The sequence below is a fragment of the Homoserinibacter gongjuensis genome (assembly GCF_030161875.1).
GTDB lineage: Bacteria > Actinomycetota > Actinomycetes > Actinomycetales > Microbacteriaceae > Homoserinibacter > Homoserinibacter gongjuensis.
The window spans coordinates 291,093-315,338 of sequence record NZ_BSVA01000001.1; the positions used below are offsets into that span (position 1 = coordinate 291,093).

The 24,246-nt window shown below is 71.7% G+C and carries 24 protein-coding genes, 1 tRNA gene and 6 pseudogenes; 12 read left to right on the plus strand and 19 right to left on the minus strand.

What is annotated here, in order from left to right:
* Positions 1 to 50: 50 nt before the first annotated feature.
* Positions 51 to 155 (plus strand): annotated as a pseudogene (locus QQK29_RS01670) (IS481 family transposase); the annotation flags it as partial.
* Here the strand turns inward: QQK29_RS01670 and QQK29_RS01675 are convergent.
* The 5 genes and pseudogenes from QQK29_RS01675 to QQK29_RS01695 form a co-directional block, all read right to left on the minus strand.
* Positions 152 to 1,036, minus strand: a complete 885-nt coding sequence (locus tag QQK29_RS01675) for a YhgE/Pip family protein (protein WP_284297255.1) — start codon at positions 1,034 to 1,036, stop codon at positions 152 to 154. The pseudogene QQK29_RS01670 and the gene QQK29_RS01675 overlap by 4 nt on opposite strands.
* Positions 1,033 to 1,944 (minus strand): YhgE/Pip domain-containing protein, encoded by a 912-nt coding sequence (locus tag QQK29_RS01680; protein WP_284297257.1) that lies wholly within the window; start codon positions 1,942 to 1,944, stop codon positions 1,033 to 1,035. The genes QQK29_RS01675 and QQK29_RS01680 overlap by 4 nt, the downstream gene beginning before the upstream one ends.
* Positions 1,941 to 3,950, minus strand: coding sequence for an MMPL family transporter (locus tag QQK29_RS01685; protein ID WP_431308765.1), 2,010 nt, complete (start codon positions 3,948 to 3,950; stop codon positions 1,941 to 1,943). The genes QQK29_RS01680 and QQK29_RS01685 overlap by 4 nt, the downstream gene beginning before the upstream one ends.
* Positions 3,945 to 4,888, minus strand: a pseudogene (locus QQK29_RS18335) (MMPL family transporter); the annotation flags it as partial. The gene QQK29_RS01685 and the pseudogene QQK29_RS18335, both read right to left, overlap by 6 nt.
* 8 nt (positions 4,889 to 4,896) lie before the next feature.
* On the minus strand, positions 4,897 to 5,448 hold the full coding sequence (locus QQK29_RS01695) for a TetR/AcrR family transcriptional regulator (protein ID WP_284297262.1): 552 nt from the start codon (positions 5,446 to 5,448) through the stop codon (positions 4,897 to 4,899).
* Positions 5,449 to 5,613: 165 nt separating this feature from the next.
* Between QQK29_RS01695 and QQK29_RS01700 the strand changes: the two genes are divergently transcribed.
* The 3 genes from QQK29_RS01700 to QQK29_RS01710 are packed head-to-tail and all read left to right on the plus strand — an operon-like array spanning position 5,614 to position 6,364.
* Entirely contained in the window at positions 5,614 to 5,802 is a 189-nt protein-coding gene (locus QQK29_RS01700) for a hypothetical protein (RefSeq protein WP_284297264.1), read from the plus strand.
* Positions 5,796 to 6,128, plus strand: a complete 333-nt coding sequence (locus tag QQK29_RS01705; protein WP_284297266.1) for a hypothetical protein — start codon at positions 5,796 to 5,798, stop codon at positions 6,126 to 6,128. The genes QQK29_RS01700 and QQK29_RS01705 overlap by 7 nt, the downstream gene beginning before the upstream one ends.
* Positions 6,125 to 6,364, plus strand: a complete 240-nt coding sequence (locus tag QQK29_RS01710; RefSeq protein WP_284297268.1) for a hypothetical protein — start codon at positions 6,125 to 6,127, stop codon at positions 6,362 to 6,364. The genes QQK29_RS01705 and QQK29_RS01710 overlap by 4 nt, the downstream gene beginning before the upstream one ends.
* 22 nt (positions 6,365 to 6,386) lie before the next feature.
* On the opposite strand, the gene QQK29_RS01715 is transcribed toward QQK29_RS01710, so the two are convergent.
* From QQK29_RS01715 to QQK29_RS01730, 4 genes and pseudogenes are all read right to left on the minus strand, one after another.
* Positions 6,387 to 7,703: an FAD-binding oxidoreductase gene (locus QQK29_RS01715; RefSeq protein WP_284297270.1), complete on the minus strand. Its 1,317-nt coding sequence runs from the start codon at positions 7,701 to 7,703 to the stop codon at positions 6,387 to 6,389.
* A 75-nt stretch (positions 7,704 to 7,778) separates the two neighbouring features.
* The gene (locus QQK29_RS01720; protein WP_284297272.1) at positions 7,779 to 8,144 is read right to left on the minus strand and encodes a type III PLP-dependent enzyme domain-containing protein; all 366 of its coding nucleotides are present in this window, start codon (positions 8,142 to 8,144) and stop codon (positions 7,779 to 7,781) included.
* 157 nt (positions 8,145 to 8,301) lie between these two features.
* Positions 8,302 to 9,006, minus strand: a pseudogene (locus QQK29_RS01725) (alanine racemase); the annotation flags it as partial.
* Between the two features lie 25 nt (positions 9,007 to 9,031).
* Positions 9,032 to 9,592 carry a YitT family protein gene (locus tag QQK29_RS01730; protein WP_284297274.1) on the minus strand — a complete coding sequence of 187 codons (561 nt, stop codon included), beginning with the start codon at positions 9,590 to 9,592 and terminating at the stop codon, positions 9,032 to 9,034.
* Positions 9,593 to 9,792: 200 nt separating this feature from the next.
* Here QQK29_RS01730 and QQK29_RS01735 point away from each other — a divergent pair, with 200 nt between their 5' ends.
* Both QQK29_RS01735 and QQK29_RS01740 read left to right on the plus strand, forming a co-directional pair.
* A complete protein-coding gene (locus tag QQK29_RS01735; protein WP_284297276.1) occupies positions 9,793 to 10,269 on the plus strand; it encodes an Lrp/AsnC family transcriptional regulator in 477 nt (158 codons plus the stop codon).
* A 188-nt stretch (positions 10,270 to 10,457) separates the two neighbouring features.
* On the plus strand, positions 10,458 to 11,105 hold the full coding sequence (locus tag QQK29_RS01740) for an alpha/beta hydrolase (protein WP_284297278.1): 648 nt from the start codon (positions 10,458 to 10,460) through the stop codon (positions 11,103 to 11,105).
* 38 nt (positions 11,106 to 11,143) lie between these two features.
* On the opposite strand, the gene QQK29_RS01745 is transcribed toward QQK29_RS01740, so the two are convergent.
* A tRNA-Lys gene (locus tag QQK29_RS01745) sits at positions 11,144 to 11,215 on the minus strand.
* Positions 11,216 to 11,262: 47 nt separating this feature from the next.
* Between QQK29_RS01745 and bcp the strand changes: the two genes are divergently transcribed.
* Complete coding sequence (gene bcp, locus QQK29_RS01750) at positions 11,263 to 11,760, plus strand: thioredoxin-dependent thiol peroxidase (protein WP_284297281.1); 498 nt, start codon at positions 11,263 to 11,265, stop codon at positions 11,758 to 11,760.
* Between the two features lie 75 nt (positions 11,761 to 11,835).
* On the opposite strand, the gene QQK29_RS01755 is transcribed toward bcp, so the two are convergent.
* On the minus strand, positions 11,836 to 12,810 hold the full coding sequence (locus tag QQK29_RS01755; RefSeq protein ID WP_284297283.1) for a helix-turn-helix transcriptional regulator: 975 nt from the start codon (positions 12,808 to 12,810) through the stop codon (positions 11,836 to 11,838).
* Positions 12,811 to 12,871: 61 nt separating this feature from the next.
* Between QQK29_RS01755 and QQK29_RS01760 the strand changes: the two are divergent.
* Both QQK29_RS01760 and QQK29_RS01765 read left to right on the plus strand, forming a co-directional pair.
* Positions 12,872 to 13,926 (plus strand): annotated as a pseudogene (locus tag QQK29_RS01760) (ATP-binding cassette domain-containing protein).
* Positions 13,923 to 14,723 carry an ABC transporter permease gene (locus tag QQK29_RS01765; RefSeq protein ID WP_284297285.1) on the plus strand — a complete coding sequence of 267 codons (801 nt, stop codon included), beginning with the start codon at positions 13,923 to 13,925 and terminating at the stop codon, positions 14,721 to 14,723. Before QQK29_RS01760 ends, QQK29_RS01765 begins: the two are co-directional and overlap by 4 nt.
* A gap of 23 nt (positions 14,724 to 14,746) precedes the next feature.
* On the opposite strand, the gene QQK29_RS17630 is transcribed toward QQK29_RS01765, so the two are convergent.
* Positions 14,747 to 15,205 (minus strand): hypothetical protein, encoded by a 459-nt coding sequence (locus QQK29_RS17630; RefSeq protein WP_348533773.1) that lies wholly within the window; start codon positions 15,203 to 15,205, stop codon positions 14,747 to 14,749.
* Positions 15,202 to 17,724: a bifunctional proline dehydrogenase/L-glutamate gamma-semialdehyde dehydrogenase gene (locus QQK29_RS01770; RefSeq protein WP_348533774.1), complete on the minus strand. Its 2,523-nt coding sequence runs from the start codon at positions 17,722 to 17,724 to the stop codon at positions 15,202 to 15,204. Before QQK29_RS01770 ends, QQK29_RS17630 begins: the two co-directional genes overlap by 4 nt.
* A gap of 95 nt (positions 17,725 to 17,819) precedes the next feature.
* Here QQK29_RS01770 and QQK29_RS17635 point away from each other — a divergent pair, with 95 nt between their 5' ends.
* Both QQK29_RS17635 and QQK29_RS18340 read left to right on the plus strand, forming a co-directional pair.
* Positions 17,820 to 18,188: a hypothetical protein gene (locus QQK29_RS17635; RefSeq protein ID WP_348533775.1), complete on the plus strand. Its 369-nt coding sequence runs from the start codon at positions 17,820 to 17,822 to the stop codon at positions 18,186 to 18,188.
* A gap of 88 nt (positions 18,189 to 18,276) precedes the next feature.
* Positions 18,277 to 19,222: pseudogene (locus QQK29_RS18340) on the plus strand (LysR family transcriptional regulator).
* Here QQK29_RS18340 and QQK29_RS01780 read toward each other — a convergent pair.
* Positions 19,211 to 19,570: a hypothetical protein gene (locus tag QQK29_RS01780; protein ID WP_284297287.1), complete on the minus strand. Its 360-nt coding sequence runs from the start codon at positions 19,568 to 19,570 to the stop codon at positions 19,211 to 19,213. The pseudogene QQK29_RS18340 and the gene QQK29_RS01780 sit on opposite strands and share 12 nt — an antisense overlap.
* 245 nt (positions 19,571 to 19,815) lie before the next feature.
* Between QQK29_RS01780 and QQK29_RS01785 the strand changes: the two are divergent.
* Positions 19,816 to 20,055, plus strand: a pseudogene (locus tag QQK29_RS01785) (WhiB family transcriptional regulator); the annotation flags it as partial.
* A 43-nt stretch (positions 20,056 to 20,098) separates the two neighbouring features.
* On the opposite strand, the gene QQK29_RS01790 reads toward QQK29_RS01785, so the two are convergent.
* The 5 genes from QQK29_RS01790 to QQK29_RS01810 are packed head-to-tail and all read right to left on the minus strand — an operon-like array spanning position 20,099 to position 23,843.
* Positions 20,099 to 21,208: a hypothetical protein gene (locus QQK29_RS01790; RefSeq protein WP_284297289.1), complete on the minus strand. Its 1,110-nt coding sequence runs from the start codon at positions 21,206 to 21,208 to the stop codon at positions 20,099 to 20,101.
* Positions 21,159 to 21,542 carry a hypothetical protein gene (locus tag QQK29_RS01795; protein ID WP_284297291.1) on the minus strand — a complete coding sequence of 128 codons (384 nt, stop codon included), beginning with the start codon at positions 21,540 to 21,542 and terminating at the stop codon, positions 21,159 to 21,161. The genes QQK29_RS01790 and QQK29_RS01795 overlap by 50 nt, the downstream gene beginning before the upstream one ends.
* The gene (locus tag QQK29_RS01800) at positions 21,533 to 21,883 is read right to left on the minus strand and encodes a hypothetical protein (RefSeq protein WP_284297293.1); all 351 of its coding nucleotides are present in this window, start codon (positions 21,881 to 21,883) and stop codon (positions 21,533 to 21,535) included. Before QQK29_RS01800 ends, QQK29_RS01795 begins: the two co-directional genes overlap by 10 nt.
* Complete coding sequence (locus tag QQK29_RS01805; protein WP_284297294.1) at positions 21,880 to 22,869, minus strand: VWA domain-containing protein; 990 nt, start codon at positions 22,867 to 22,869, stop codon at positions 21,880 to 21,882. The genes QQK29_RS01800 and QQK29_RS01805 overlap by 4 nt, the downstream gene beginning before the upstream one ends.
* Positions 22,866 to 23,843 carry a vWA domain-containing protein gene (locus QQK29_RS01810; RefSeq protein WP_284297295.1) on the minus strand — a complete coding sequence of 326 codons (978 nt, stop codon included), beginning with the start codon at positions 23,841 to 23,843 and terminating at the stop codon, positions 22,866 to 22,868. The genes QQK29_RS01805 and QQK29_RS01810 overlap by 4 nt, the downstream gene beginning before the upstream one ends.
* Positions 23,844 to 24,246 lie beyond the last annotated feature (403 nt).

Genomic DNA, 24,246 nt, shown 5'->3' on the forward strand with positions numbered 1-24,246 from the left:
CCGCTTACACAAAAGACTTGACAGGCTCAATCAGCCCGCCGAGCAGCACTCCCGGCTGGCTGCACTTCTACAATCACCAAAGGCCCCACACCGCCATCGGCAAGGCCACCCCGATCACGAGAATCCCAAGCAACCTGCCTGGGCACTATATCTAGGCAGTCGCGGGCAGCAGCATCCGCAGCACCGAGGCGCGACGGGCGCGGCGGATGACGAGGCGGCTTGCGAGCAGGCTCACGGCTCCGAAGGCAGCGAGCGCGAACGCGCTGCCGACGCCCACACCAACCGAGCCACCTGCCACGATCTGCTGCAGGCCTGTCGAGGCCCAGCCGAGCGGTGAGACGCTGCTGATCCACGCGAAGGGTCCCGCGAGCGCCTGACTCGGTACGATACCGCCGACCGCGGCGACCTGCACGCCGAGCAGCAGCAGCGAGATCACGAGCCCCGCGCGTCCGAGTCCGACGGTGAGCAGCTGGTGGAACGCGGTGAACGCGAGCGCCGCCACGAGCGAGAGCCCGAGCGTGGCCGGCAGCAGCGCCCACGAGACACCCGCCACGAGGTGCAGCAGCAGCACGAGCAGCAGCGCCTGGAGAGCGGCGACACCGCCCGCCCGCACTGCCTCCGAGCCGAGCACACGGCCCGAGCCCGCGGTCGAGGCGAGCACGCGGCGACTCAGTCGGGGCAGCACGAGGAAGATCGCGAGCGCGCCCACCCAGAGGCCGAGCGGCACGAAGTAGGTGCCGATCACCTGGCCGAGCTGGCCGACGGCGTTCTCGGTCGAGACCTCGAGCCCCACCGGTTCGGCAGCGACGGATGCGGCATCCGCGCCCGGGGTCTCGGTGCCGCTCAGCCGGTCGGCACCCTGCTGCAGCCCGGATGCCAGCTCCGAGGCGCCGGAGGCGAGCTGCGCGTTGCCGTCGGCAAGAGCCTGGGCGCCGGATGCGATCGTCGAGCCGTTCGCGGCGAGGCGTGCGGCACCGGAGGCGCTCTGCGAGATGCCCGACTGGATCCCGTCGACGGCGCCTGTGACTCCCGTCACGAGCGGCGCTCCCCGGCTGCCGCCTTCGAGAGATTCGTGGAGTATGCCTGCAGGGTCGCGAGCGCCGTCGCCTGAGCGATCGGGTCGGCGCCCGGGTCGGCGAGGATCGCCGTCTGCTCGGCGATGCCCGCGGCGAGCTGGGAGACGCCGCCGGTGTAGGCCGAGACGTTGGTCGAGAGGGCGTCGAGACCGGCGGCACCCGAGTTCAGCTGTGCCAGCCCCGATGCGAGCGACGAGACGCCGCCCGTGTACTGTCCCACGCCATCCGCGTACTGCTGCGCGCCGGATGCCGCCTGCGCGGCGCCGTCGGCGAGCTGCGTGGCGCCGTCGGCGGCTTGCGTGAAGGCCTCACCGACCGAACCGAACTGGGTGTAGATGCCGGCGATGTACTGCTTCGTGAGCTCCGATCCGAAGGCACGCACCATGCCGTCCCCGAGCGACTGGGCGACGGCGCCCGCGAGGTAGGAGTGGGCGTCGTCGGTCTCGAGCTTCAGCTGCGCCTGCACGGGGTCGGTGCTCGAGAGCGACACCACCGAGCTGGAGAAGTCGGACGGGATGGTCAGCACCGCATAGACCTCACCCGCGGCGAGCTTGTCGGCGGCCTCCTCGGCGTTCGAGAGCTGCCAGTTCATGCCGGGCGAGTCCTTGCCGGTGAGCTCGGTCACGAGCAGGCGCCCGGCGAGCACCGGGGTCTCGGTGCCGTCGTCAGCCGTCTGGGTGACCATCTCGTCGTGGTTGACGATGGCGGCCGGGATGCGGTCGAGACCGTTCTCGGTGTCGCTGAGCGCCGCCATCGTGAGCCCGGCGAAGGCGAGCGGCACGACGGCCGCGGCGACGATCGCGAGCACGCGCACCCAGCGGCGACGCCCGAGGGGACGGGCGGCGGAGGCGAGATCGTGGGGGATCATCGGGAGACTCCTTCGGAGAGGACGGCGGGCCGATAGTGCTCGACCGGCCGCGAGAGGACGGGCGGGATGACGCGGTCGGCGTCTGCCGCGCCGATCACGAGGGTCGTGCCGGCGGGCACGATGCGGTCGACCGCGGTCAGGAACGCGGCGCCCCCGTCGCCACCGGGCAGTGGGTCGACCGAATCGAGCACGACGACGGGCGTGCGCTCGCTGAGCGCGATACCGAGCGTCGCGATCGCGCGTTCCACGGGAGGCAGGCCGGCGAGGCTCGTGTTCCAGCCGACGGGTGTGGCCGAGCCGGATGCGGCGAGCACGTCGTGGACACGCGCGACCCAGACGCGTGCCCGACGGCGCGCGGTGAACGTGCGGTACCAGCGACCGGTGAGCCGCAGCCGCTCCTCGAGCAGTTCACCGAGCGGCAGCTCGGCCTCACGTGCGGCACCGCCGAACTCGGCGAACGACACGCGACGCGCAACGGCGGAGGTCTCGGTCGGCAGCGGTCGGCCCGCGAGCTGGGCGCGCCCCTCGATGGCCGGGAGGCGTCCCGCGACGGTCGCGGCGAGCATCCGGCGCCGGGCGGCATCGCCGCCCACGAGCGCGATCGAGCCCGCCTGCACGTGGCCGTCGTAGGGGCCGATGCGCAGCTCGCCCACGCCGCCGACGAGACCGTCGAGCGTGATGGCATCGCCGTCGGCGACGCGCGAGCTCGCCCAGGCCAGGTCGTCGAGGTGAGCGCGCAGCCCCTCGCCCTCGACATCCACGTTGGGCAGGATGCGGTCGAGCCACTTCGGCAGATACCAGGCGTGGCGACCGAACAGCGCCATGACGGCCGGCCCGAGCGTCATGCGCACGAGGAAGGCATCGAACGCGACACCGACCGCGAGCCCGAGCGCGATGACCTTGATCATCGACATGCCCTCGGGCACGAAGGCCGCGAAGACGAAGAACATGATGAGGGCGGCCGCCGTCACCACGCGTGCCGCACCCGCGAAGCCGCGCGAGATCGCCTGCCGCGGTGACGCGCCGTGCACGTGCGCCTCGCGCATGCCCGACACGAGGAACACCTCGTAGTCCATCGCGAGTCCGAACAGGATCGCCATGAGCAGGATCGGCATGAAGCTGAGGATGGGGCCAGGCACGGCCCCGAGCGCGTCGGCGCCCCAGCCCCACTGGAACACGGCCACGACGACGCCGAAGGAGGCGAGCACGCTCAGCAGGTAGCCGAGCGCCGCCTTGATCGGCACGACGATCGAGCGGAACACCATCATGAGCAGCACGATCGACAGGCCCACCACGACGAGACCGAAGGGCAGCAGGGCCGCATCGAGCTGGGCCGAGACGTCGATGGCCACCGCGGTGGCCCCGGTGACCGCGATCGGGGTGCCGTACTCGCGCTCGATCGTCGGGCCGAGCTCGCGGATGTGCTGCACGAGCGCCGTCGTCTCGGGGTCGGAGGGCCCCGTGGTCGGCACCACCTGGATGATGGCCGTGTCGACCGTCGGGTTCGGGATGGGGGTGCCCACGGATGCGACACCCGGCACGTCGGCGAGCTCGCCCGCGATCGCATCGAGGTCGTCGAGCACGTCGGTGGTCTGCGTGATGTCGACCGTCACCACGAGCGGACCGTTGCGCCCGGGCCCGAAGGCCTCGTCGACGAGGTCGTAGGCGCGGCGAGCCGTCTCCTCGGTGGGCAGCGAACCGCCGTCGGGCAGCGCGAGCGCGAGCTGTGCGGCGGGCACGGCGGCGACGCCGAGCAGCGCCACAACGGCGAGGATGAACACGACGGGCGCCTTGAGCACGATGCCCACCCAGCGCTCGCCGAGCGTCTTGCGGCGGCGAGGAGCGGGCACGGTGGCGTGCGCGTCGCCCTCGGGGGTGGCGACCGGCGCCTCGGCCTCGTCGTCGTGCGCGTGCGCGCGCAGCGCCGCGCGCGAGCCGGGCTTGGGCGCGAGCCGACCCTTCAGCAGCCCGAGGATCGCCGGCAGCAGGGTGATCGCCGCGAGCATCGCGAGCAGCACCGCGAAGGCCGCCGTGACACCCATCAGCCCCAAGAACGGGATGCCGACGATGAGCAGGCCGGCGAGGGCGATCATGACCGTCACGCCCGCGAACACCACCGAGCCGCCCGCGGTGGCGACGGCGGTGGCGGCCGACTCTTCGGCATCCATCCCCTGAGCGAGCTGCGTGCGGTGCCGCGACAGGATGAACAACGCGTAGTCGATGCCGACCGCGAGGCCGATCATGAGGGCGAGCATGGGTGTGGTCGTCGACAGCGTCGTGAAGGCCGCGAGCCCCAGGATGCCGCCCATCGAGACGCCGAGTGCGAGCAGCGCCGAGAGCAGCGGCAGCCCGGCCGCGAGCAGCGATCCGAAGGTCACCACGAGCACGAGCGCCGCGAAGACGACACCGAGCACCTCGACGACCGAGAGACCGAAGTGGAAGCCCTGGAACACCTGGCCGCCGTACTCGATCTGCACGGTATCCGACGCGAGCTGGTCGCCCACGCGCTGCACCTCGGCGAGGGTGGCGTCGCTGACCTCCTCGCTCGACCCTCGAACTGCACCTGCACGACCGCCGTCATGCCGTCGTCGCTGATGGCATCGGTGGCGTACTCGTTGAAGGGCGAAATGGCGTTGTCGACGCCGTCGACATCGCCGAGACGAGTCGCGAGATCGTCGAGCTCGGACTCGAGGTCGGCGATCGAGGCGTCGGTGGAGTGCACGACGAGCTGGCCGCTCGCGCCCGCGGTCTGCGGGAACACGGCCGCGAGGCGGTCGATCGCCTGCTGCGACTCGGTGCCGGGGATCTTGAAGGAGTCCTGCATGGTGCCGCCGAGGGCGATGCCGCCGATGACGGTGCCTGCGGCGATGAGCAGCCAGGCGATGAGCACCGGAACGGCCCGGCGGTAGGCGAAGCGGCCCAGCTGGGCGAGAAGGATGGCCATGGTGTTCCTTAGGAGGCGGTCACGGGAGCGAGCAGCTCGTCGAGGATGCGGATGAGCGAGTCGCGCAGCTGCACATCGTCGGGCGCCGCTTCGACGCCGTATGCGCCCGCCTGCGCGAGCAGGTAGGCGGCACCGCCGAGGGCCACGGCGAAGCGCACCTGATCGTCGACGGTCTGCTGCGGCCGGGCGGCCGCGATCTGCTGGATGATCTGCTGGGCGCGTGCCACCACCGGCACGTCGACGAGGGCACCCGACTGGGTGATGAAGATCTGGGCGGCGAGCCGGTGCTGCATCAACAGATCGACGAACCCGACGAGGAAGTCGTGGCGGTCGGCGTCGGTGCCCGAGAGCTGCACGGTCCGCGGCAGCAGTGCGGCGATCGCGTCGATCGCGGGGCTCAACGCCGCATCCAGCAGCGTCTCCTTCGAGGAGTAGTGGTAGAGCACGCTCGCTTTGGAGACGCTGGCACGCGCGGCGATCGCCTGAATGGAGGTGCCGAGGTAGCCGGCCGAGGCGAATTCCTCGAGCGCGGCATCACGGAGTTCGGATGCAGTCGTCACCTTTCGACGGTAACTGACCGATCGGTCAAGTTCTGACCGATCGGTCAAACTGGCAGCGGATGCTCAGCCACTACCGACCTGACGCACCGAACGCAACCCCCGGCATCCGCTGGACATGCCGCGCGCCGCCCGGGGTAGCGTTGACGGAGGCCGAAGGAGGGTCCCGTGCGCAAGTTCATCTTCAACACGAGCGTTCTCAGCTCTCTCTTCGGAGCCGTGGGCGTGATCCAGGCGAGCAGGAAGGGCCCGCGCGACTGGCGCCTCATCCTCATGTGGGTGGGCTGGGCGTGCTCGGTCGCGATCGCCGTCGGCACCGTCGTGGATGAGTCGAAGAAGAAGGAACTGGAGTGGTGATGTTCGGATTCGGACCGGGTTTCGGAGGGTTCTTCGGAGTATTGGGCAGGCTCGCCGAGGTGCTCGGCACCGTCGTGATCGCCGCGGTCGTGGTGGGCGTGACGGTACTGCTCGTGCGCTTCCTGCTCGTGGCCACGCGCGCCGCCCAGCTCTACGTCGACCGGCACGAGCTGCCGAAGCCCGCAACGGAGCGACGCTCGTATGCGCCGGAGCCGCCCGCGCCTACCGCGCCCGCCGCGCCTGCGGGGGCTCCGGGGCTCCCGCCGCGTCATCGACCAAGGACTCCCCGACCCCGGAGCCGGCGAACCCCGAGGCCCCGAGCATGAAGTCCGCCGACGCCACCGTCGACGAGACTCCCGCACCCAAGCCGGCGAGCTCTCACGCGTCGACGGCGGCCACGACGGTCGTGCCCGAGGCGAAGCCCGCGGGACGCGCGGCCCCGAAGGCGGCGGCCCCCAAGGCGGCCGCACCCAAGGCAGCGGCAACGGGGGCAACCGAGCCGAAGCCGGCCGCGAAGCCCGCACCCAAGCCGCGCACGCCGAAGACGCCACCCGCGAGCTGACGCAGGCGGCGCCCGGCCCCGCTCAGACGATGTTGTGGTTGTGCGCGAGCACGTTGTCGGGGTCGTAGGCGCGCTTGACGGCACGCAGTCGCTCGAGCGTCTTCGGCGGGTAGATGAGCGGCAACTGCGACGGGTCAGCCGACTCGATGAAGTTGCCGTAGGTGCTCGTGATGTGCGCGTGCATCGGCTGCCACGGAGCGGCGGCGGCCTCGACGAGCTCGGGGGCCGCATCCGCCGGCAGCATCACGACGCGGAACAACATGACCTCGCGGTCGCGGATGGCGAACGCCGTCGCATCCGGATCGACACGCGAGAACGCCCCGCCCAGGTAGCGCACGGATGCCACCGTCGGCCCGGCGAAACCCGTGACGGCCGCGGCGTAGTCGGCGATCACCTCGTCGTCGAAGTCGGCGAAACCGTGGCCGCCGACCATGCGCACGGGCGGCGGGGCCATGGCCTCCTGCACGAGGTCGAGGTACGGGCGGCGCGAGATGTCGGAGCCCGTCACCCCGGGAAGCCCGAGCAGCGGCGCGATCGCCGCGCGCCCGGCCTGCTCGTCGTCGCCGGCGTAGCAGACCAGCAGCTGGGCACTGGGTGCGGCGCCTGGCCCCATCGCGGGCAGCGCGAGGAAGGTCGTCGAGAGCTCGTCGGGCGCCGCGCGCATGACATCCCGCCACGCGCTGAGAATGCCCGGGAGGTCGTCGAGCGAAAGCTGAATGGTGCCGCCGACGACGGCCTCGAGCGCGGCCGGACGGAAGACGAAGTGCGTCGCGACCCCGAAGTTGCCGCCGCCGCCGCGGAGCGCCCAGAACAGTTCCGACTCCGACTCGGCGGAGGCGGTGAGCACCCGCCCATCGACCGTCACGAGCTCGACGGCCTCGAGGATGTCGATCGTGAGACCCACCGCCCGGATGAGCCAGCCCATGCCGCCGCCGAGCGTGAGCCCGCCGACGCCCACATCGCGCGTATCGCCCGAAGTGATCACGAGGCCGTGCGGCTCGAGGGCCTGCGCGACCTTGCCCCAGGTGGCGCCGGTGCCGACGCGCACGGTGCCGTCGCTGCGCACCTCGATCGCGTCGAAGGCGGCCATGTCGATCACGAGCCCGTCGGGGTTCGGGAACACCTTGGCGGCGTGTCCGCCCGAACGCACGGAGACACCGAGGCGCTGTTCACGCGCGAGCCGGAGCGCGTCGGCGACCTGCTCTGTGGTCGTGGGGCGGATGATGGCGGCGGGGTCGCCCGCGCCGTAGTACACCGGACGCACCGCCTCGTAGGCGGCATCTCCCGGGAACAGCAGTTCGGCATCCGTGGTGCTGCGAAGGGTCGTCAGATCGGTCATATGGTGGTCTCCCGTCAATCGCGGCCACGTTACGCCCGGGCACCGACATCCGTCACGCTCGAGTTCCGACAGCGATCAGAAGACGGTGGCGACGAAGCCCACCACCCTCGGCTCGCGGTCGCGCGCGCGCTCGACCTCCGGGAGGAGGCGCCAGCGGTCGAAGGCCGTGCAGGGATGCGAGATGCCCAGCAGCACGACCTCACCCACCGCGAGCTCGAGCTCGGGCGGCAGCTCGAGGCGCGCGTGCTGGTCGTTGAGGGCGACCACGCGGGCGCCCGGCAGCGCGCGGCCCTCGGAGGTCTGCAGCACGAGCGGCAGGTCGAGATCGCTCGGCACGTCGCGCTTGCCGGCGTCGAGCAGGGCGAGCCCTCTTCGGGACGCGACACGACGCGACTGAACACCGTGAGCGCGGGGCGCAGTTCGAGGGTGCGTTGCCCGCATAGAACACGTCGTCGTGCGCCTGGAACGCTCCCGCCCGCAGCACGATGCGCGCGCGGTCGACGAGCGGAGCGAGCTCCTCGGCGACGAGGTCGAACCACGTCGACCCGCCCGCCGACACGATCGGATCCTCCACGACGTGCGCCTCGAGCACGCGCGACGCCACCTCGGCGAGCCCCGCGAGGTAGCGCCGCACGGCCGCCACCGTGTCGGGCCGACGATCCGCGCCGTAGCTGCCCTCGTATCCGCTCACGCCGCGCAACCGCAGTCGTGGCTCACGTGCGACGCGATCGGCGAGGGCCAGGGCGTCCTCGGTGCTGCGCACACCCGTGCGACCGCCCGTGCCGCCGACCTCCACGAGCACGTCGATGGGCCGCCGGCCCGCCGTGGCCGCGAGCGTCTCGACTGCGGCGACCGAGTCGACCCAGCATGCGAGCTCGACCTGCGGATGCGCGTCGACCTCGCGCGCCATCCACGCCGCGCCGACCGGATCGACGACCTCGTTCGCGAGCAGGATGCGCGTGACCCCGGCGGCCCGCGCCACCTGTGCCTGCCAGGTCGTCGCGACGGTGATGCCCCAGCATCCCGCGTCGAGCAGCCGCCGCCAGAGCTCGGGCGCCATGGTCGTCTTGCCGTGCGGCGCGAGGTCGAGGCCGCGCTCGCGCGCCCAGCCCACGAGCTGCGCCACGTTGGCATCGGATGCCACCCGGTCGAGCACGAGCAGCGGCGTCGCGAAGGCGCTCACCGGCGGGCGCTCGGCGGCCACCTCCGAGGCGCGGCGCCCCCACAGCGCGGGAGGCACCGACTTGTGGGCCACGCCGAGCACCGGGTCGAGGTCGAGACCGCTTTCCGTCATGCGCCCCATCGTCGCAGGCTGCGCGAGCGCCCGGTCAGACCCCGAGGTAGCGGTCGGGGCGGTGGTTGAGCACGAGGCTGCCGTTGAGGATCACGACACCGAGCGCCGACACGAGCACGAGCAGCGGGTCGACCGCGAGCACCGAGGCCACCACCACGAGCCCGTCGAGGATCATCAGGGTGTATCCGGCCCGGAACCCGGTGCGCTCCTGCAGCACGAGAGCGGCGATGTTGAACCCGCCGAGGCTCGAGCGGTGCCGGAAGATGATGACGACACCGACCCCGATGAGCAGGTTGCCGACGACGGAGGCGAAGACGGGCTCGACCGTGAGCGTCCCGAGCACGCCGGGCAACGCGTACACGACGCTCGCGATCGCGACGAACACGACCGAGCTCGCCGTGCGCAGCGTGAAGTCCCAGCCCTTGCGCCGGATCGCGAGCACGAAGAACGGCACGTTGGCCAGCACGAACAGCAGCGGGTAGGGCAGACCGGTGAGGTACCCGACGAGCAGGGCGAGCCCCGCGGTGCCGCCCGTGACCACGCCGGCGGCGTGCAGCAGGTAGAGCCCGAACGACACGAGCACGCCGCCCGTCACGAGACCGACGACGTCTTCGAGCCAGGTGTGGCGCTGCGCGCCGGGCGCCGACGGGCCGCTCGCCGCACCGGCGGCGGGGGCGAAGCGGGTGCGGCGGTCATGTCACGATGGTTGCCCGGGATGCCGTTTCGCGCAAGAGAGGCGGCGTTCGTTACGCGTGATGCTCAATGGTTGCTGCCGAATCAAGCAGAATGAGCAACATGACGCCTCTCGACGCGACCGACGCCCGCATCCTCTCCGCGCTCGACGATGACCCGGCAGCGACCGCGCTCGCCCTCTCGCGCACGCTCGGCCTCGCGCGCAACACCGTGCACGCACGCCTGCGCCGCCTCGAGAGCGGCGGCGCCCTCGGGCCGGTGAGCCGTCGCATCCGCCCGTCGGCGCTCGGCTACCCGCTCGTGGCGTTCATCGAGATCGCCATCAGCCAGGGCACCCTGCGCGAGGCCTACGGCGCGCTGGGCGACATCCCCGAGATCGTCGAGATGCACGCCACCACGGGCGCCGCCGACCTACTGGCCAAGGTCGTCGCTCGCGACACGGCCGACCTGCACCGCATCACGACGCTGCTGCTCGAGATCGAGGGCGTGCAGCGCACGAGCACCGCGGTGTCGCTCGACGAGGTGGTGCCCCCGCGGATGGCGCCGCTGCTGGCGCGGCGCGCCGAGGAGGCCGGCTGAGCCGCTCGCTTGTCACGTGTTGTCGCCTCGCCCGCGCTGAGGCGACAACACGCGACAAGTGAGGCCGCCTATCGTGGCAGGGTGACCGCTGCCGCACGCTCCTTGCGCCGGCGACGCCGCGCGCGCATCCGCACCGGAGTCACCATCGCGGCGATCGTGGTGGCGAGCCTCACCGCGGGGGTGCTCGCGTGGGCAGCGAGCCCCCTGATGGCCGAGCAGGGCGCGCTCGCGGAGGCCGGCACGAGGGTGACCATCACCGAGCACGCCGACGGGGTCGTGCTCACTCCCCGCGCCCGAGCGACCAGGGCCTCGTCTTCTTCGCGGGCGCCCGTGTCGACCCTGCCGCGTACGCCGACAAGCTCAGCGGGGTCGCGGCATCCGGGGTCACCGTCGTGATCGCACGCCCCACGCTGAACTTCGCGATCGCGGAGACGCGGCCGCTCGCCACCTGGCAGGGCCTCGCGCCCGGCGTCGAGCGCTGGGCCGTCGGCGGCCACTCGCTCGGCGGGGTGCGCGCGTGCATGTACGCGGCAGACCCCGCGAACCAGGTGACGGCGCTCGTGCTGCTCGGCTCGTACTGCTCGGTCGACCTGTCGGGGGCGGGACTCCCCGTGCTCTCGCTCGCAGGCGAGAACGACCGCCTCTCGACGCCCGCCGAGATCGCGGATGCGGCCCACCTGTTGCCGGCTGACGCCGTGTTCGAGACGATCCCGGATGCGAGCCACGCCCAGTTCGGCGACTACGGCACCCAGCCCGGCGACGGCCCGCAGGACGCCGACGACGCCGTCGTGCGCGACGCGATCACGGATGCGGTGCGCGCGCTGCTCGGGCAATAAGAAACCCCGCGATCTGGCGAGAGATCACGGGGCATCCGTACACCCCCGGGACTTGAACCCGGAACCCACTGATTAAGAGTCAGTTGCTCTGCCAATTGAGCTAGAGGTGCATGGCCCGAAAGACCGGGCCGAGGAACAAAGATAGCATGACCACAGCATGACTTCATCCGCCTCATCCGCCGCCCCGGTTCGCCTCGACGAGGGGCAGCTCGCCCCCGACTTCACCCTCGTCGATCAGCACGGCGAGCCCTTCACGCTCTCGCAGTTGCGCGGGCACAAGGTGATCCTCTACTTCTACGGCGAGGCCGGAACTCCCGCCTGCACGAGCCAGGCGTGCGACTTCCGCGACCGGCTCGACGCCTTCACGGATGAGGGGTACCAGGTGGTGGGCGTCTCGCGTGACGAGGTGCCCAAGATCGCGAAGATGACGAGCGAGGAGCACCTGACCTTCCCGCTGCTGTCGGATCCGGATCGCCACGTGCACGAGCTGTACGGCACCTTCGGCGAGAAGCAGCTGTACGGCCGCACGGTGCAGGGCGTGATCCGGGCGACGTTCGTGCTCGACGAGCAGGGCGTGATCGAGCGCGCGTTCTACAACATCAAGGCCACCGGCCATGTGGCGATGCTGCGCAAGCGGCTCGGGCTGGCGGTCTGAGGGAGCGGGGTTTCGAGACGCGCCGCTCCGCGGCGCTCCTCAACCAGCTGAGTTGCGCAGGCTAGGCGACGCTCCTCAAGCACCTGAGCCGTCCAGCGCGCGCAGCATCCGCTCGAGGATCTCGCGCAGCTCCGAGCGCTGCGGCTCGGCGAGGTCGGTCGTGTAGTCGACGCCGGTAGGGATCCACGACAGGCCGTACATCGTCTCGCGCACCTCGCGCCCGCCGACCGGCCAACGCGTGCGAGCGGCATCCACCGCCTCCGCGCCCTGCGCCCACTGCCCCATCGCATTCTGGAACGCGGCAAGCGGCAGCTCGACCACGGCGTTCGCCTCGACCGCCGTGCGCACCCACGACGTCGCCACCCAGATGAACTCCTCGATCTGCTCGGGCGTGAGCGGCTTCGGTTCGAACAGCACGCGCGTGTGCTCCACGCCGCTCAGCCGGTCGACCCGGAAGGTGCGCCAGTCGTTCTTCTCAAGGTCCCGGCACAGCAGATACCAGTGCCGATCCGCAGGGGCGAGGGCGTAGGGCTCCACCCGTCGCGTCGTCTCCTCCCCCGCCGCCGAGGTGTAGCGGAAGCGCACACGCTCGTGGTCGCGGCAGGCGAGCGCGAGCTCGGCGAGCACCTCGGTGGGCACCGAGGAACCGGATGCGATGCCGGTCGCCTGCACGGCATCCGCGATCGCCTCGACCCGCCGCCGCAACACGGCCGGGAGCACCTGCTGCAGCTTGGCGAGCGCGGTGAGCGTCGTGTCGGGACCACCGACGAGGCGCTGGGTCGCGGCGACGCGCAGCCCGACGGCGATCGCCACGGCCTCCTCGTCGCTCAGCAGCAGGGGCGGCAGCGCGCTGCCGGCCTCGAGCCGGTAGCCCCCTGCAGCACCAGGCATCGACTCGATGCGGTAGCCGAGGTCGCGCAGGCGTTCGACGTCGCGTCGCACCGTGCGCTCGGTCACGCCGAGGCGGGTCGCGAGCTCGGGGCCCGGCCAGTGGCGATGAGTCTGCAGCAGGTCGAGCAGCGCGAGAGCACGACCGGTCGTATCGGACATGCGACCATCTTGCCGAAGAATGAGGACGCAATGCGTCCGCATTGCTTCGTAGCCTTCCTGCATGACCACCTCACCGATCATCGAGGCCGCGGGCCTCACCAAACGGTTCACCGTCAAGAAGAACACCGTCGAGGCCGTCACCGACCTGAACTTCCAGGTGGCGCCGGGAGAGCTCGTCGCATTCCTCGGGCCGAACGGCGCCGGCAAGTCGACGAGCCTGCGCATGCTCACCACGCTCATCCCGCCGAGTGCGGGAATGGCGCGCGTCGTCGGCCACGACATCCTGCGTGACCCCTCCGGCGTGCGCGCCCGCATCGGCTACGTGGGCCAGCTCACGAGCGGCAGCTTCTCGCAGCGGGTGCGCGACGAGCTGCTCGCGCAGGGTGCTTTCTACGGGCTCCCGCGCAGCGAGGCGGTGCGGCGGGCCGACGAGCTCATCGACTCCTCGACCTCGCGAGCTTCGCGAGCCGCACCGTGCAGCAACTCTCGGGTGGCCAGAAGCGCCGCCTCGATGTCGCGCTCGGGCTCATGCACGCCCCGCCGCTGCTGTTCCTCGACGAGCCGTCCACGGGCCTCGACCCGCAGAGTCGCGCGAACCTCTGGCAGCACATCCTGCAGCTGCGCGAGCAGCACGGCACGACCGTGTTCCTCACCACCCACTACCTCGAGGAGGCCGACCGCTTCGCCGAACGCGTCATGGTGATGGATCGCGGCCGCGTCATCGCCGACGACACCGCGCCGCACCTCAAGGCGACCCTCGCGGGCGACGTGCTCACGCTCGGTTTCGCGGATGCGGCGGACGCCGAGCGGGCGCTCCCAATCGTGCAGGCCCTCACCGATCGCGAGGTGCGCCGCGAAGACGCCACCACGATCGGCACGACCGTACCCGAGGGCGAGGCCCTGCTGCCGACCGCCATCCGGCGCCTGGACGCCGCGGGCATCGCCGTGCGCACGGCGACGGGCGTGCCTCCCACCCTCGACGACGTCTTCCTCGCGCTCACCGGCCGCACCCTGCGGGAGGCGGGCGAGACGGCGGATGCGACACCGGCATCCGAGCACGACGCGAGCGTGCAGACCAGCGAACCCACCACCGAGACGGCAGGAGCCCAGCGATGACCACCCAGACCCCCGCACCCGCGACCGCACGCACCGCCGTGCGCCCGAACCTCGTACGCGACAGTCGCAACGTGCTCGTGCGCGAGCTGCGCCCCGTGCTGCGTGACCCGTTCACGCTCATCTTCAGCCTCGTGCAACCACTCGTGTTCCTCGGCCTGTTCGCGCCACTGCTCATCGGCCAGTCGGGTCAGCCGGCGGGCGAGACCCTGCAGTGGTTCGTTCCCGGTGTGCTCGTGATGATCGTGCTGTTCGGCACCGGTGCCACCGGATCCAACCTGCAGTACGAGATGATGACCGGCTCGCACGAACGCACCCTCGTGGCGCCCCTCTCGCGCTCGGCGTTGCTCGTCGGCCGCGCCCTCAAGGAGGTCGCACCGATCGTCGTGCAGGCCATCATCATCGTGTTGATCGCGTGGCCCTTCGGCTTCGCGATCAACGTGCCGGGGCTCGTCGCCGGCCTCGTGATGCTCGCGGTCTTCGGCGTCGGCCTGGGCTCGCTCAGCTACGCCCTCGCGCTGAAGACGAAAGACCGCGAGTGGCTGTTCTGGGGCGTGCAGCAGACGCTCATCTTCCCGCTGCTGATCCTCTCGGGGATGCTGCTTCCGCTCTCGGAAGGGCCGGACTGGATGCGGGCGGTCGCCACCGTGAACCCGGTGAACTGGGTCGTGCAGGCCGAGCGCGCGCTGCTCGCCGGGCAGTTCGCAGGGCCCGAGGTGCTGTGGGGCGCCGTCGCCGCGGTCGCCGTGGCCGCGGTCGGGCTCACCGTCGGGATCCGCGGGATGCGGCGCAGCAGCTGAGGCGCGGGGCGGCAGCCCCCACCTCAGCCGAGCGGCAGCGCTTCGACCAGCGCGCTTGGCGTGCCGAAGCGGTGGGCCGTGATCGAGACCGCCTGCTCACGCAAGAACAGCAGCAGCTCGACGCGGCCCGCCTCGGTGACCTCCCCGTCGTAGACCGCGATGTCGGGGCGACCGCCGAGGGCCGACAGCAGGTGCTCCGCGCGTCCGCCGAGCAGCCGGATGCGGGCGTCGCGGAGGCCGGCGGCCGCTGCGTGCCAGGTGTCGGAGTCGTCGATACGGAGCTCGACGCCGGCGGCGCGGAGGGCATCCTCCTCGTGGGGCGAGAAGGATGCGGCCGAGGAGATCGTGATCGGTGCCCCGCTCACGAGCCCCGCGAGCACGACGCGCGCGAGCTCGACGGGGTCCGCCTCCGCCTCCGCGCGCACCACCACCGGCACGTTCCGATACCGGAAGGCGTTGCGCTCGGCGGCGAGCCCCGTCACATCGCGAACGATGCCGAACTCGTCGGCCAATGCCCGCGCGTCGCTCGCAGCAGCGCGCAGCAGGAACGCGCGGTCGTCGGCACCGCGAGCGCCGAACGCGTCGACGATCCCCGCGAGCCGCGGCGCGGGCGCGACCCCGCATCCGCCGCCCGGGCCACGGCCCGTCGCACGGTGCCGAGGCCGAGCAGGTAGTTCGGTCCGCCGGCCTTGGCGCCGGCACCCACGACCGAGCGCTTCCAGCCGCCGAACGGCTGACGCTGCACGATCGCGCCCGTCGTGCCGCGGTTGACGTAGAGGTTGCCCGCCTCGACACGGTCGATCCAGCGCGCGACCTCCGCGGCATCGAGCGAGTGGATGCCGGCGGTGAGCCCGTAGTCCACGGCGTTCTGCCGCTCGATCGCCTCGTCGAGCGTGCGCGCGCTCATGATGCCGAGCACCGGCCCGAAGTACTCGACGCGGTGGAACGCGGAGCCGGGAGCGACGCCCGTCTTGATCCCGGGCGTCCACAACCGCCCGTCGTCGTCGAGCCGCCGCGGTTCGAGCAGCCAGCTCTCGCCCGGCTGCAGCCGCGTGAGAGCGTCGAGCAGCTTGCCCTCCGCGGGCGCGATGAGCGGACCCATGCGACTCGCCGGGTCGGCCGCCTCCCCCACCGGCATCGACCGCACGGCATCCAGCAGTTGCTCCCGGAAGCGCCGCGACCTGGCCACCGAGCCCACGAGGATCACGAGCGACGCCGCGGAGCACTTCTGCCCCGCATGCCCGAACGCAGAGTACGCGACGTCGCGCACGGCGAGGTCGAGATCCGCCGACGGCGTCACGATGATCGCGTTCTTGCCGCTCGTCTCGGCGAGCAGTTTCAGGCCCGGCCGGAACGAGCGGAAGAGTTCGGCGGTCTCATACCCGCCCGTCAGGATCACCTGGTCGACGCGCTCGTCGGCGATGAGCACCTGGCCGAGAGACGCGTCGCCGAGCACCACGAACTGCAGCACCTCGCGCGGCACGCCGGCCTCCCAGAGGGCCTCGGCGAGCACGGCGGCCGTGCGCGCAGTACGTCGAGCGGGCTTGAACACCACGGCCGAGCCGGATGCCAGCGCCGCGAGCGTGGACCCCGCCGGGATCGCGAGCGGGAAGTTCCACGGCGGCACGACGAGCGTCACCTGCGCGGGAACGAACTCGGCCCCGTCGAGGTGCTCGAGCTCGCGACCGCGCTCGGCGTAGTAGTGGGCGAAGTCGATCGCCTCCGACACCTCCGGGTCGGACTGATCGACGGTCTTGCCGCCCTCGGCCGCCATGATCTCGATGAGCTCGCCGCGACGGGCGTCGAGCAGCTCCCCAGCGCGATGGAGCACCTCCGCGCGACCCACCGCCCCGAGGCCGGCCCACGAGGCGGATGCGGCACGCGCGGTGGCGAGCACGCGGCCGACTCCGGCGGCATCCGGTACCCGTGAGGCCTCGACCGTCGCCGAACCGAGCCGGGTCGTGCGGCTGCGCTCGAGCGCGGCCCGCGCCCAGGCGCGATTGACCGCGACGGCCGGGTCGGTGTCAGGCGCGTTGCGGAAACCGGGCTCCACCGGCGCGGGCGTCCGGGTGCGGTCCTGCACGCGGTGCGGCGTCGGAACCGCGTCGTCGACATCCGCGAGCGACGCGAGGAACCGGTCGCGTTCGCGCGCGAACAGCTGCTCCGAGTCGGCGAGCTCGAACACCGCCGACATGAAGTTCTCGCTCGCCGCGCCCTCCTCGAGGCGCCGCACGAGGTAGGCGATCGCCGAGTCGAAGTCGGATGCCGCCACCACCGGCGTGTAGAGCAGCAGCCCGCCGACATCGCGTCGCACGGCCTCCGCCTGCGCCGGCGCCATGCCGAGCAGCATCTCGAACTCGACGCCGTGCTCGACTCCGCGCGTGGTTGCGAGGTGACGCGCGTAGGCGAGGTCGAAGAGGTTGTGGCCCGCGACCCCGATGCGCACCGCGGCGATGCTGTCGGGGCGCAGGGCCGCATCCAGCACCCGCTTGTAGTTGGTGTCGGTGGCCTGCTTGCTGTGCCAGGTGGCGAGCGGCCAGTCGTGCAGCGAGGCGTCGACGCGCTCCATGGGCAGGTTCGCGCCCTTCACGATGCGCACCTTGATGCCGGCGCCGCCCGCCGCGATGCGCTCGCGCGCCCACTCACGCAGACGCAGGTAGGCCCCGAGCGCATCCGGCAGATACGCCTGCAGCACGATGCCGGCCTCGAGCCCGCGCAGGCTCGGCTGGTCGAGGATCCGCTGGAACACGGCGATCGTGAGGTCGAGGTCCTTGTACTCCTCCATGTCGAGGTTGACGAACTTGGCGGGCGTCGCGGCGGCGGCCTCGGCGAAGAGCGGGGTGAGTGCCTCGACGATGTCGTCGACGGCCTCGTCGAATGCCCACGGCGAGTGCGGGGCGACGGTCGCCGACACCTTGATCGAGACGTAGTCGACGTCGTCGCGCGCGAGCAGGCGGCGTGTGCCCGCGAGCCGGCGGGCGGCCTCGCGGGCGCCGAGCACGGCCTCGCCGAGCAGGTTGACGTTCGGACGCGCCCCCGTTCGCGGATGCGGGCGAGCGCCCGGCCGAGCCCCGGGTCGTCGGCGTCGATCACGAGGTGCGCGACCATGCTGCGCAGCACGGCACGCGCGATCGGCACGACGATGCCGGGCACGATCGGGGCGGCGAGTCCGCCGAGGCGGAGGGCCGCACGCAGCGGCCAGGCGAGAAAGCGCGGCGGGCGTCGCGCGAGGCGGGCGAGGGTGCGGGCCGCGACCCGGGCATCCTCGGGGCGGATGACGCCGTCGACGAATCCGACCGCGAAGTCGAGTCCCGCCGGATCCCGCAGCAGCTCGGCCAGACGCTTCGCCGAACGGTCGACGGGCAGCGTCTCGGCGGTCTCGAGCCAGCGTCGCACCTGCGCGACGACGGCGTCGGCGACCTCCCGATGCGAGGCAGCGGATGCGGGTGCAGCGGTCTTCGGTGACGTCACGCCAGCAGTATGCGGCCGTACATCACGTAAGGTATAGCAACGAATTCTTGGGGATATCCATCACCTGTACTTAAGGATCGCGATGCTCGACGTGCGCCGCCTCACCCTGCTGCGCGAGCTCGCTCTGCGCGGCACGATCGCCGCCGTCGCGACGGCACTGCATCAGACGCCCTCCGCCGTGTCGCAGCAGCTCACCCAGCTCGAACGCGAGGCCCGGGTGCCGCTGCTGCGCAAGGCGGGCCGGCGCCTGCAGCTCACCCCGCAGGCCGAGATCCTCGTGCGCCGCACCGAGGAGGTGCTCACGACGCTCGAGGCGGCCGAGACCGAGCTCGCGGCGTCGCTCACCCAGGCGACGGGCGTCATCCGCGTCGCGATCTTCCAATCCGTCGCGCTCGCCCTGCTGCCCGCCGTGCTCGACGTGCTCGAGCGCGAGCACCCTCGCTCACCGTCGTCGTCACGCAGCGCGAGCCCGAGACCGCCCTGCACGAGACCTTCGCGCGGGACTTCGACCTCGTCATCGCCGAGGAGTACCCGGATCACGCGGCGCCGCAGCTCACCGGCCTCGACCGCATGCCGCTCACGACCGACGCCATCCGGCTCGCCGTGCCGCCCGCGGGTGCGGCACGGTTCGCGGTGCACGACATCCGGGATGCGCGCGACGCCCCGTGGGTGATGGAACCCTACGGCGCCGCCTCGCGCCACTGGGCAGAGCAAGCCTGCCGTCGGGCCGGCTTCGAGCCGCAAGTGCGCTTCGAGACGGCCGACCTGCAGGCGCACGTGCGGCTCATCCAGACCGGGCACGCGGTGGCGCTGCTGCCCGACCTCATCTGGCAGGGCGCCCGGCCGAGCGTCGACCTCGTGCCGCTCGACGGCGAACCGCGGCGCACGGTGTTCACCTCGACGCGGCTCGCGTCTGCGGCGCATCCTCGGTTGTCGCGTTCCGCGATGCGCTTGCTCGGGCGGCGGGGGCGGTGGCACCGGGGGACGGCGGTTTCGAGACGCCGCTTCGCGGCTCCTCAACCGCCTGAGCCGGCGCGACCCTGGGTCGCCTTCACGACCGAGGGCACGAAGAGCAGGCCGAAGGTGATCACCGAGACGGCGATGATCGGCCATCCCCAGGCGGGCTGGGCGAAGCTGCCCTCGAGAGCACCGAGCCCGATGGCGAACTGGAGCACCTGCCAGACGATCGCCGACGCCCGCACCCATGCCTGGCCGCGCAGCAATCCGACGAGCGTCGCGGCCATCCAACCGGCCGCGATCACCACGAGAACGGTGAGCGCGAGAGCCGTCGCGATCGAGGTCGGTTCGAGGGCCACGAGGTCGATCAGCAGCACGATCGCGAGGGTCGCGGCTGCCGCTAACTCGATGCCGAGCATCACCACAAGGCCCCAGAAAAAGGGCGGTCGGGCGCGGTCTTTCACAGCCAGATCCCATCCCGAAACTATTGATTCACCGTAACAAGTATGAAACAGTGTTGACGGTTGATGTGACGCTCACAGCGCGGTGAGTGCGTTCGAATCGACACAATCCCCCAGCACATTCGAACCCTCTTCAGCCCTGCGCGGAATCTCTCACCCGAGTCCGCAAAGCGTCAACAGCAACACGAATGGAGCACCTCAAGATGGACTGGCGCGACAAGGCCGCCTGCCTCACCGTCGACCCGGAGCTGTTCTTCCCGGTCGGGAACACGGGCCCCGCCGTCGACCAGATCGAGAAGGCCAAGACGGTCTGCGGTCGCTGCACGGTTTCGGAGCAGTGCCTCCAGTACGCCCTTGAGACCAACCAGGACTCGGGCGTGTGGGGCGGCCTCAGCGAAGACGAGCGTCGTGCGCTGAAGCGCCGCGCCGCGCGCGCGCCGCGCCAGCTAGGGCGCAGGGTTTCGAGACGCCGCCTGCAGCGGCTCCTCAACCGCCTGGGTAGTCGGCCATCCGACGGGTGAACTCGTCGACGTCGTGCTCGCTCAGCACCTCGGGCACCAGGAACGAGATCCGCAGACCCTCGAGGGGCTCGTCGGTTCCCGCCACCTGGCCCTCGCGCGCGGTGCGGAAGCCTCCGTCGTCGTCATGGGTCAGATCCGTCACGTTCGCGTAGAACCGCATCGGCCCCGGCCAATCGTCGCTGTACCACTCCCACTCCACCTGGGTGCGCGGATCGGTGCTGCCGTAGAAGCGCTCGAGGTAGGCGGGGTCGAACCCCGTCGAGGGATCGTTGAGCGGCACGAGCGCATAGAAGCCGTAGTCGGCGAGCACCTCGTCGATCACGCGCATCGCCTCGAGCTTGAGCTGGTGGTCGGTCACCGGCTCCGTGGTCGACCAGCGCTCGGAGGTGTACTGCACGAGCATCGACTCGCCCCCGTAGCCGTTGCGTTCCGCGCGGATGTCGCTGCCGCGACCCTCGACCCATTCGAAACCGAACTGCGCGGTGAGGCGCTGCCGGATCTCGGCCATGACATCGGCCGCGGTCTCCTGGGTGCTCTCGAGCGAGGTGCGCGCGAGGATCTCGTCGGCCGTCTGACCCTTGATGCCGGGGTAGGCGGCCCAGTAATCGTCGGTCGGATCGGTGGTCCCGGTGCCGGGATGAGAGACCAGCGCGCTCGCGGCGCCGATCGTGCCGATGTTGACGAGCAGCACGATCGTGACGGCGATGGCACCGAAACGTCGATTGCGTGCACTCACCAGCGCCGCGACGACCGTCACCACCACTGCGAGCTGCAGGGTCAGCGTGACGAGCCCGTAGATCGCCTGCGTCGCACCGGCGGTCCACATGATCAGCAGTACCAGTCCGAACGCCGAGGCCGCGACGAGCGCACTCCAGCCGAGCGCACCCGTACGCTGCCGCGGCTCAGCCGGCTCGGTGGGCGGCACGACGGTCTGCACCCGCTGGGCCGCGCGGTAGCCGCCCGGCGGCGGAAGCGGCGGGGCTCCGTCGGCGCCGCCGAGATAGGGGTGCGGTCCCGCTGCGGGCTCACCACGGCCGATCCGTTCCCGCGCCGCCGCCCTGGTCACCGTCGTCACGGTCGTCGCGGTCCTGCGCGCCCTGCTCGAGCTGATCCTGGATGTCGTCGAGGTCGGAGGCGTCCGGGGTCTCGGGGGCGTCGGGCTGCTCCTGCTGGCCGCTGCCGTCTTCGAGCTTCTCGCGCAGTCGCTGCTCCTGCTCGTCCATCGTCTCGCCGAGGTCGCGGTCGGGATCCGAGGTGGTGCTGTTTGCCTCCGGCGAGCCGCAGTCCTCGGGTGCGTCCTCCGAGACGACGAGCGCCTGCTGCCAGGCCTCCGCCGCGGCCGCCGGATCGCCGGCGCGCAGGGCGGCGTCACCCGTGCGCTCGAGCACGATCGCGAGGTTCACCCGCACGACGCACTGCTCGAGGCCCTGGGCGAGGGCGAGGACTCCTCGAACGCGGCGCGCGCACCCACCAGCTCTCCGGCATCCGCGAGCCCCACCCCCACGTTGAACGGTGCCTTGTAGGGCTCGAACCAGTTGAGCACCTGCTGCCCGCGCGCCGCCTGGGTGGTGCCCGCGAAGTCCTCGGCCGCGTAGGCGGCGGCCGACTGGTGCGCGAAGGCGTACATGCTCAGCAGCTTGCCGCACAGCGCGAGCGCGGCGATCGCGAGGGGCGTCGCGGCGATGAGGATGATGCGGCGCACGCGGCGACGTCGCCGGTTGACGCGCAGCAGGGTCGTCGGATCGGTCACGAGCCCTCCCCCGTCGGCCGCGCGGCACCCGCGCGGTGCCCATGAGCAGGGCGCTCGCGAACACCAGCTCGATCGCCAGCAGCGCCGCGATGACGAGCGCCACGATCCAGCTGAGCTCCCGGATCGACTCGGCCGAGCCGTCCGCGCTCGTCACGGTGGTCGGTGCGGGCGGCAGCTCGATCGGGACGTCCGCCGAACGGTGCTGGTACTCCACGCCGAGTTGCTGCGCGATCTGCTCGAGGTTCTGCGGATCGATCCGCGAGAGCGCGCGCTCCCCTGGTAGGTGATGTAGTCGCCGGGACCGTCGGTGCCGGCCGAGGTCTGCCGCATCGGCCCCCGGCGTCGGTGCCGTAGCCGAACACCGCACCGCTCGCGACCTCCCGCGCGCTGGCCGCGAACGACTCCGGCTCGGTCGACGCCGTCTGCTCGCCGTCACCGAAGTAGAAGACCATACGAGCCCGATCGGGCGACGCGGATGCTGCGGCCTCGAGGGTCGTCTCGAGCTGCTCGGCGGCGATGCCGACCGAGCTCCCGCGCGAGTTCGCGGTGGGCTCGGGGCGCAGCACCGCGAGCGAGGTGGCGAGAGCTGTGGTGTCGGTCGTGAGCGGAACGCGCAGCGAGGCCTCGGCATCGAAGGTGATGAGCGCGAAGCGTGCGCCGGGGTAGCTCGCGACGATGCGTTCGACATCCGCGCGCACGCCGTCGAGGCGAGGCGCGTCGCCATCCCAGTCCTCGGCGACGATGCTCGCGGTGGTGTCGACGAGCAGCACGACGTCGACATCCGTCGCGAGCGTCTCGACCGTGCCGCCCGGCACGCCGGGGCGCAGCAGCAGCGCACCGCACGCGAGCACGAGCACCACGCGAGCCGCCCACCGCATCCGTGAACCCGCACCCCGCGCGCGCACGAGCCGCCACACGGCGAGCGCGGCGAACGGCAGCACGATCACGACGACGAGCAGCACGGGGAGCACCGGGTGGAAGGTCATGCGCGCACCCTCCAGGCCACGAGCGCGAAGGCGAGCGCGAGCACGACGAGCACCACCACCCACGGGCCGGGGTCGTCGACGCGCACGATGCGCGGCTCGCCCTTCAGGATCGTGGCGTCCTCCGCCTTGACCTCGGCCACGATCCCCTCGACGGTCGTGGCGTCGCGCAAGCCGAAGTAGCCGCCGCCGGTGGTGACCGCCGCGGCACGCAAGGCGGCCCCGGTCTCGGACTCGGCATCCGTGGGATCGATCGCGAACACCCGCACGCCGAGCGAGGCCGCGTAGGCGGCCGCCTGGTCGATCGGCACCGTCTCGGTGCCGTTCACCTCGTTGTCGGTGGCCAGGATGATCGAGCGCGCGCGCTCCTGATCGGGGTGATCGAAGCCCAGCGCGCACGCCGCGAGGCCGTCGCCCACAAGCGAGGCACCCGGAGCGTTGAGGGTGCCCACCCAGAACTCGGGGATCGCCTCGTGATAGTCGAAGCTCTGCCGCACCCGGTCGAGGTTCTCGCGCACGAAGGCGTAGTCGTCGGTGAGCGGGAAGATCTGCACGGGTGAGCTGTTGAAGATCGTGAGCCCGACGCGCTCGCCCGCGAAATCCTCGGCGAGTCTGCTGAAGACCTGCAGCACCTCGGCATCGACATCCGTCATCGACCCCGACACATCGAGGCACAGCATGATGTCGCGGCTGTGGCTCTCGGGCTGCACGATCGTCTCCTGCATGGGCCGCGCGCCGACGATCGCGGCCGTCGCCACCCCGCCGAGGGCGAGCGCCACAACACCCGCGAGCCCGAGGATGCGCAGGCCGACGGCGCGGCGCACGCTCGGAAGCGCACGCACCCGCTCGGCGCGCGCGATGGGCGCACCCCAGCTCGCGCCTCCGCGTCGGCGCCAGCCGAGCAGCACGCCCGCCACGACGGCGAGCACCGCGACGGCCGCCACGACACCCAGCGCGACCGGTTGCTCTAGTGCCATGTCTGCACCACCTGTCGCGCCGCCTGTGCGCCGAGCACCGGATCGATCGGCGCGCCCCGCCCGAACAGGCTCGGGTAGGAGTAGCGGCCGAGCGCGTCGATGAGCGAGGGTGCACACCCTGCGCCACCAGATCCTGCAGCGTCAGCACGGGGGCCTCGAGGCCGCTGTACTCGTTGACGTAGGCGCGCATGAGCCGACTGAGGGCGGCGTGCGCCTGCCTGGCGCCCAGCCGTCCGTCGCGGGCCTGCTGTTCGATCCGGTCGATCTCGCCGAGGTACTCGGTGCGCAGCTGCCCCAGCACGAGCTGCGGGTCGGCGCTCGGATGCGACACGAGCCGCCGCGGGCGCGTCAGCACCACGACGAGCCAGCCGGCGAGTGCGAGGCCGGCGAGGATCGCCAGCAC

Coding starts and splice junctions, on each gene's coding strand:
- bcp (WP_284297281.1), top strand. CDS start 11,263: ATGACTTCATCCGCCTCATCCGCCGCCCCGGTTCGCCTCGACGAGGGG.
- QQK29_RS01685 (WP_431308765.1), bottom strand. CDS start 3,950: ATGCTCGCGGCGATCACCCTGCTGCCGGCGATCCTCGGGCTGCTGAAG.
- QQK29_RS01680 (WP_284297257.1), bottom strand. CDS start 1,944: ATGATCCCCCACGATCTCGCCTCCGCCGCCCGTCCCCTCGGGCGTCGC.
- QQK29_RS01765 (WP_284297285.1), top strand. CDS start 13,923: ATGACCACCCAGACCCCCGCACCCGCGACCGCACGCACCGCCGTGCGC.
- QQK29_RS01715 (WP_284297270.1), bottom strand. CDS start 7,703: ATGACCGATCTGACGACCCTTCGCAGCACCACGGATGCCGAACTGCTG.
- QQK29_RS01780 (WP_284297287.1), bottom strand. CDS start 19,570: ATGCTCGGCATCGAGTTAGCGGCAGCCGCGACCCTCGCGATCGTGCTG.
- QQK29_RS01810 (WP_284297295.1), bottom strand. CDS start 23,843: ATGGCACTAGAGCAACCGGTCGCGCTGGGTGTCGTGGCGGCCGTCGCG.
- QQK29_RS01735 (WP_284297276.1), top strand. CDS start 9,793: ATGACGCCTCTCGACGCGACCGACGCCCGCATCCTCTCCGCGCTCGAC.
- QQK29_RS01755 (WP_284297283.1), bottom strand. CDS start 12,810: ATGTCCGATACGACCGGTCGTGCTCTCGCGCTGCTCGACCTGCTGCAG.
- QQK29_RS01720 (WP_284297272.1), bottom strand. CDS start 8,144: ATGCGGGCAACGCACCCTCGAACTGCGCCCCGCGCTCACGGTGTTCAG.
- QQK29_RS01710 (WP_284297268.1), top strand. CDS start 6,125: ATGAAGTCCGCCGACGCCACCGTCGACGAGACTCCCGCACCCAAGCCG.
- QQK29_RS01805 (WP_284297294.1), bottom strand. CDS start 22,869: ATGACCTTCCACCCGGTGCTCCCCGTGCTGCTCGTCGTCGTGATCGTG.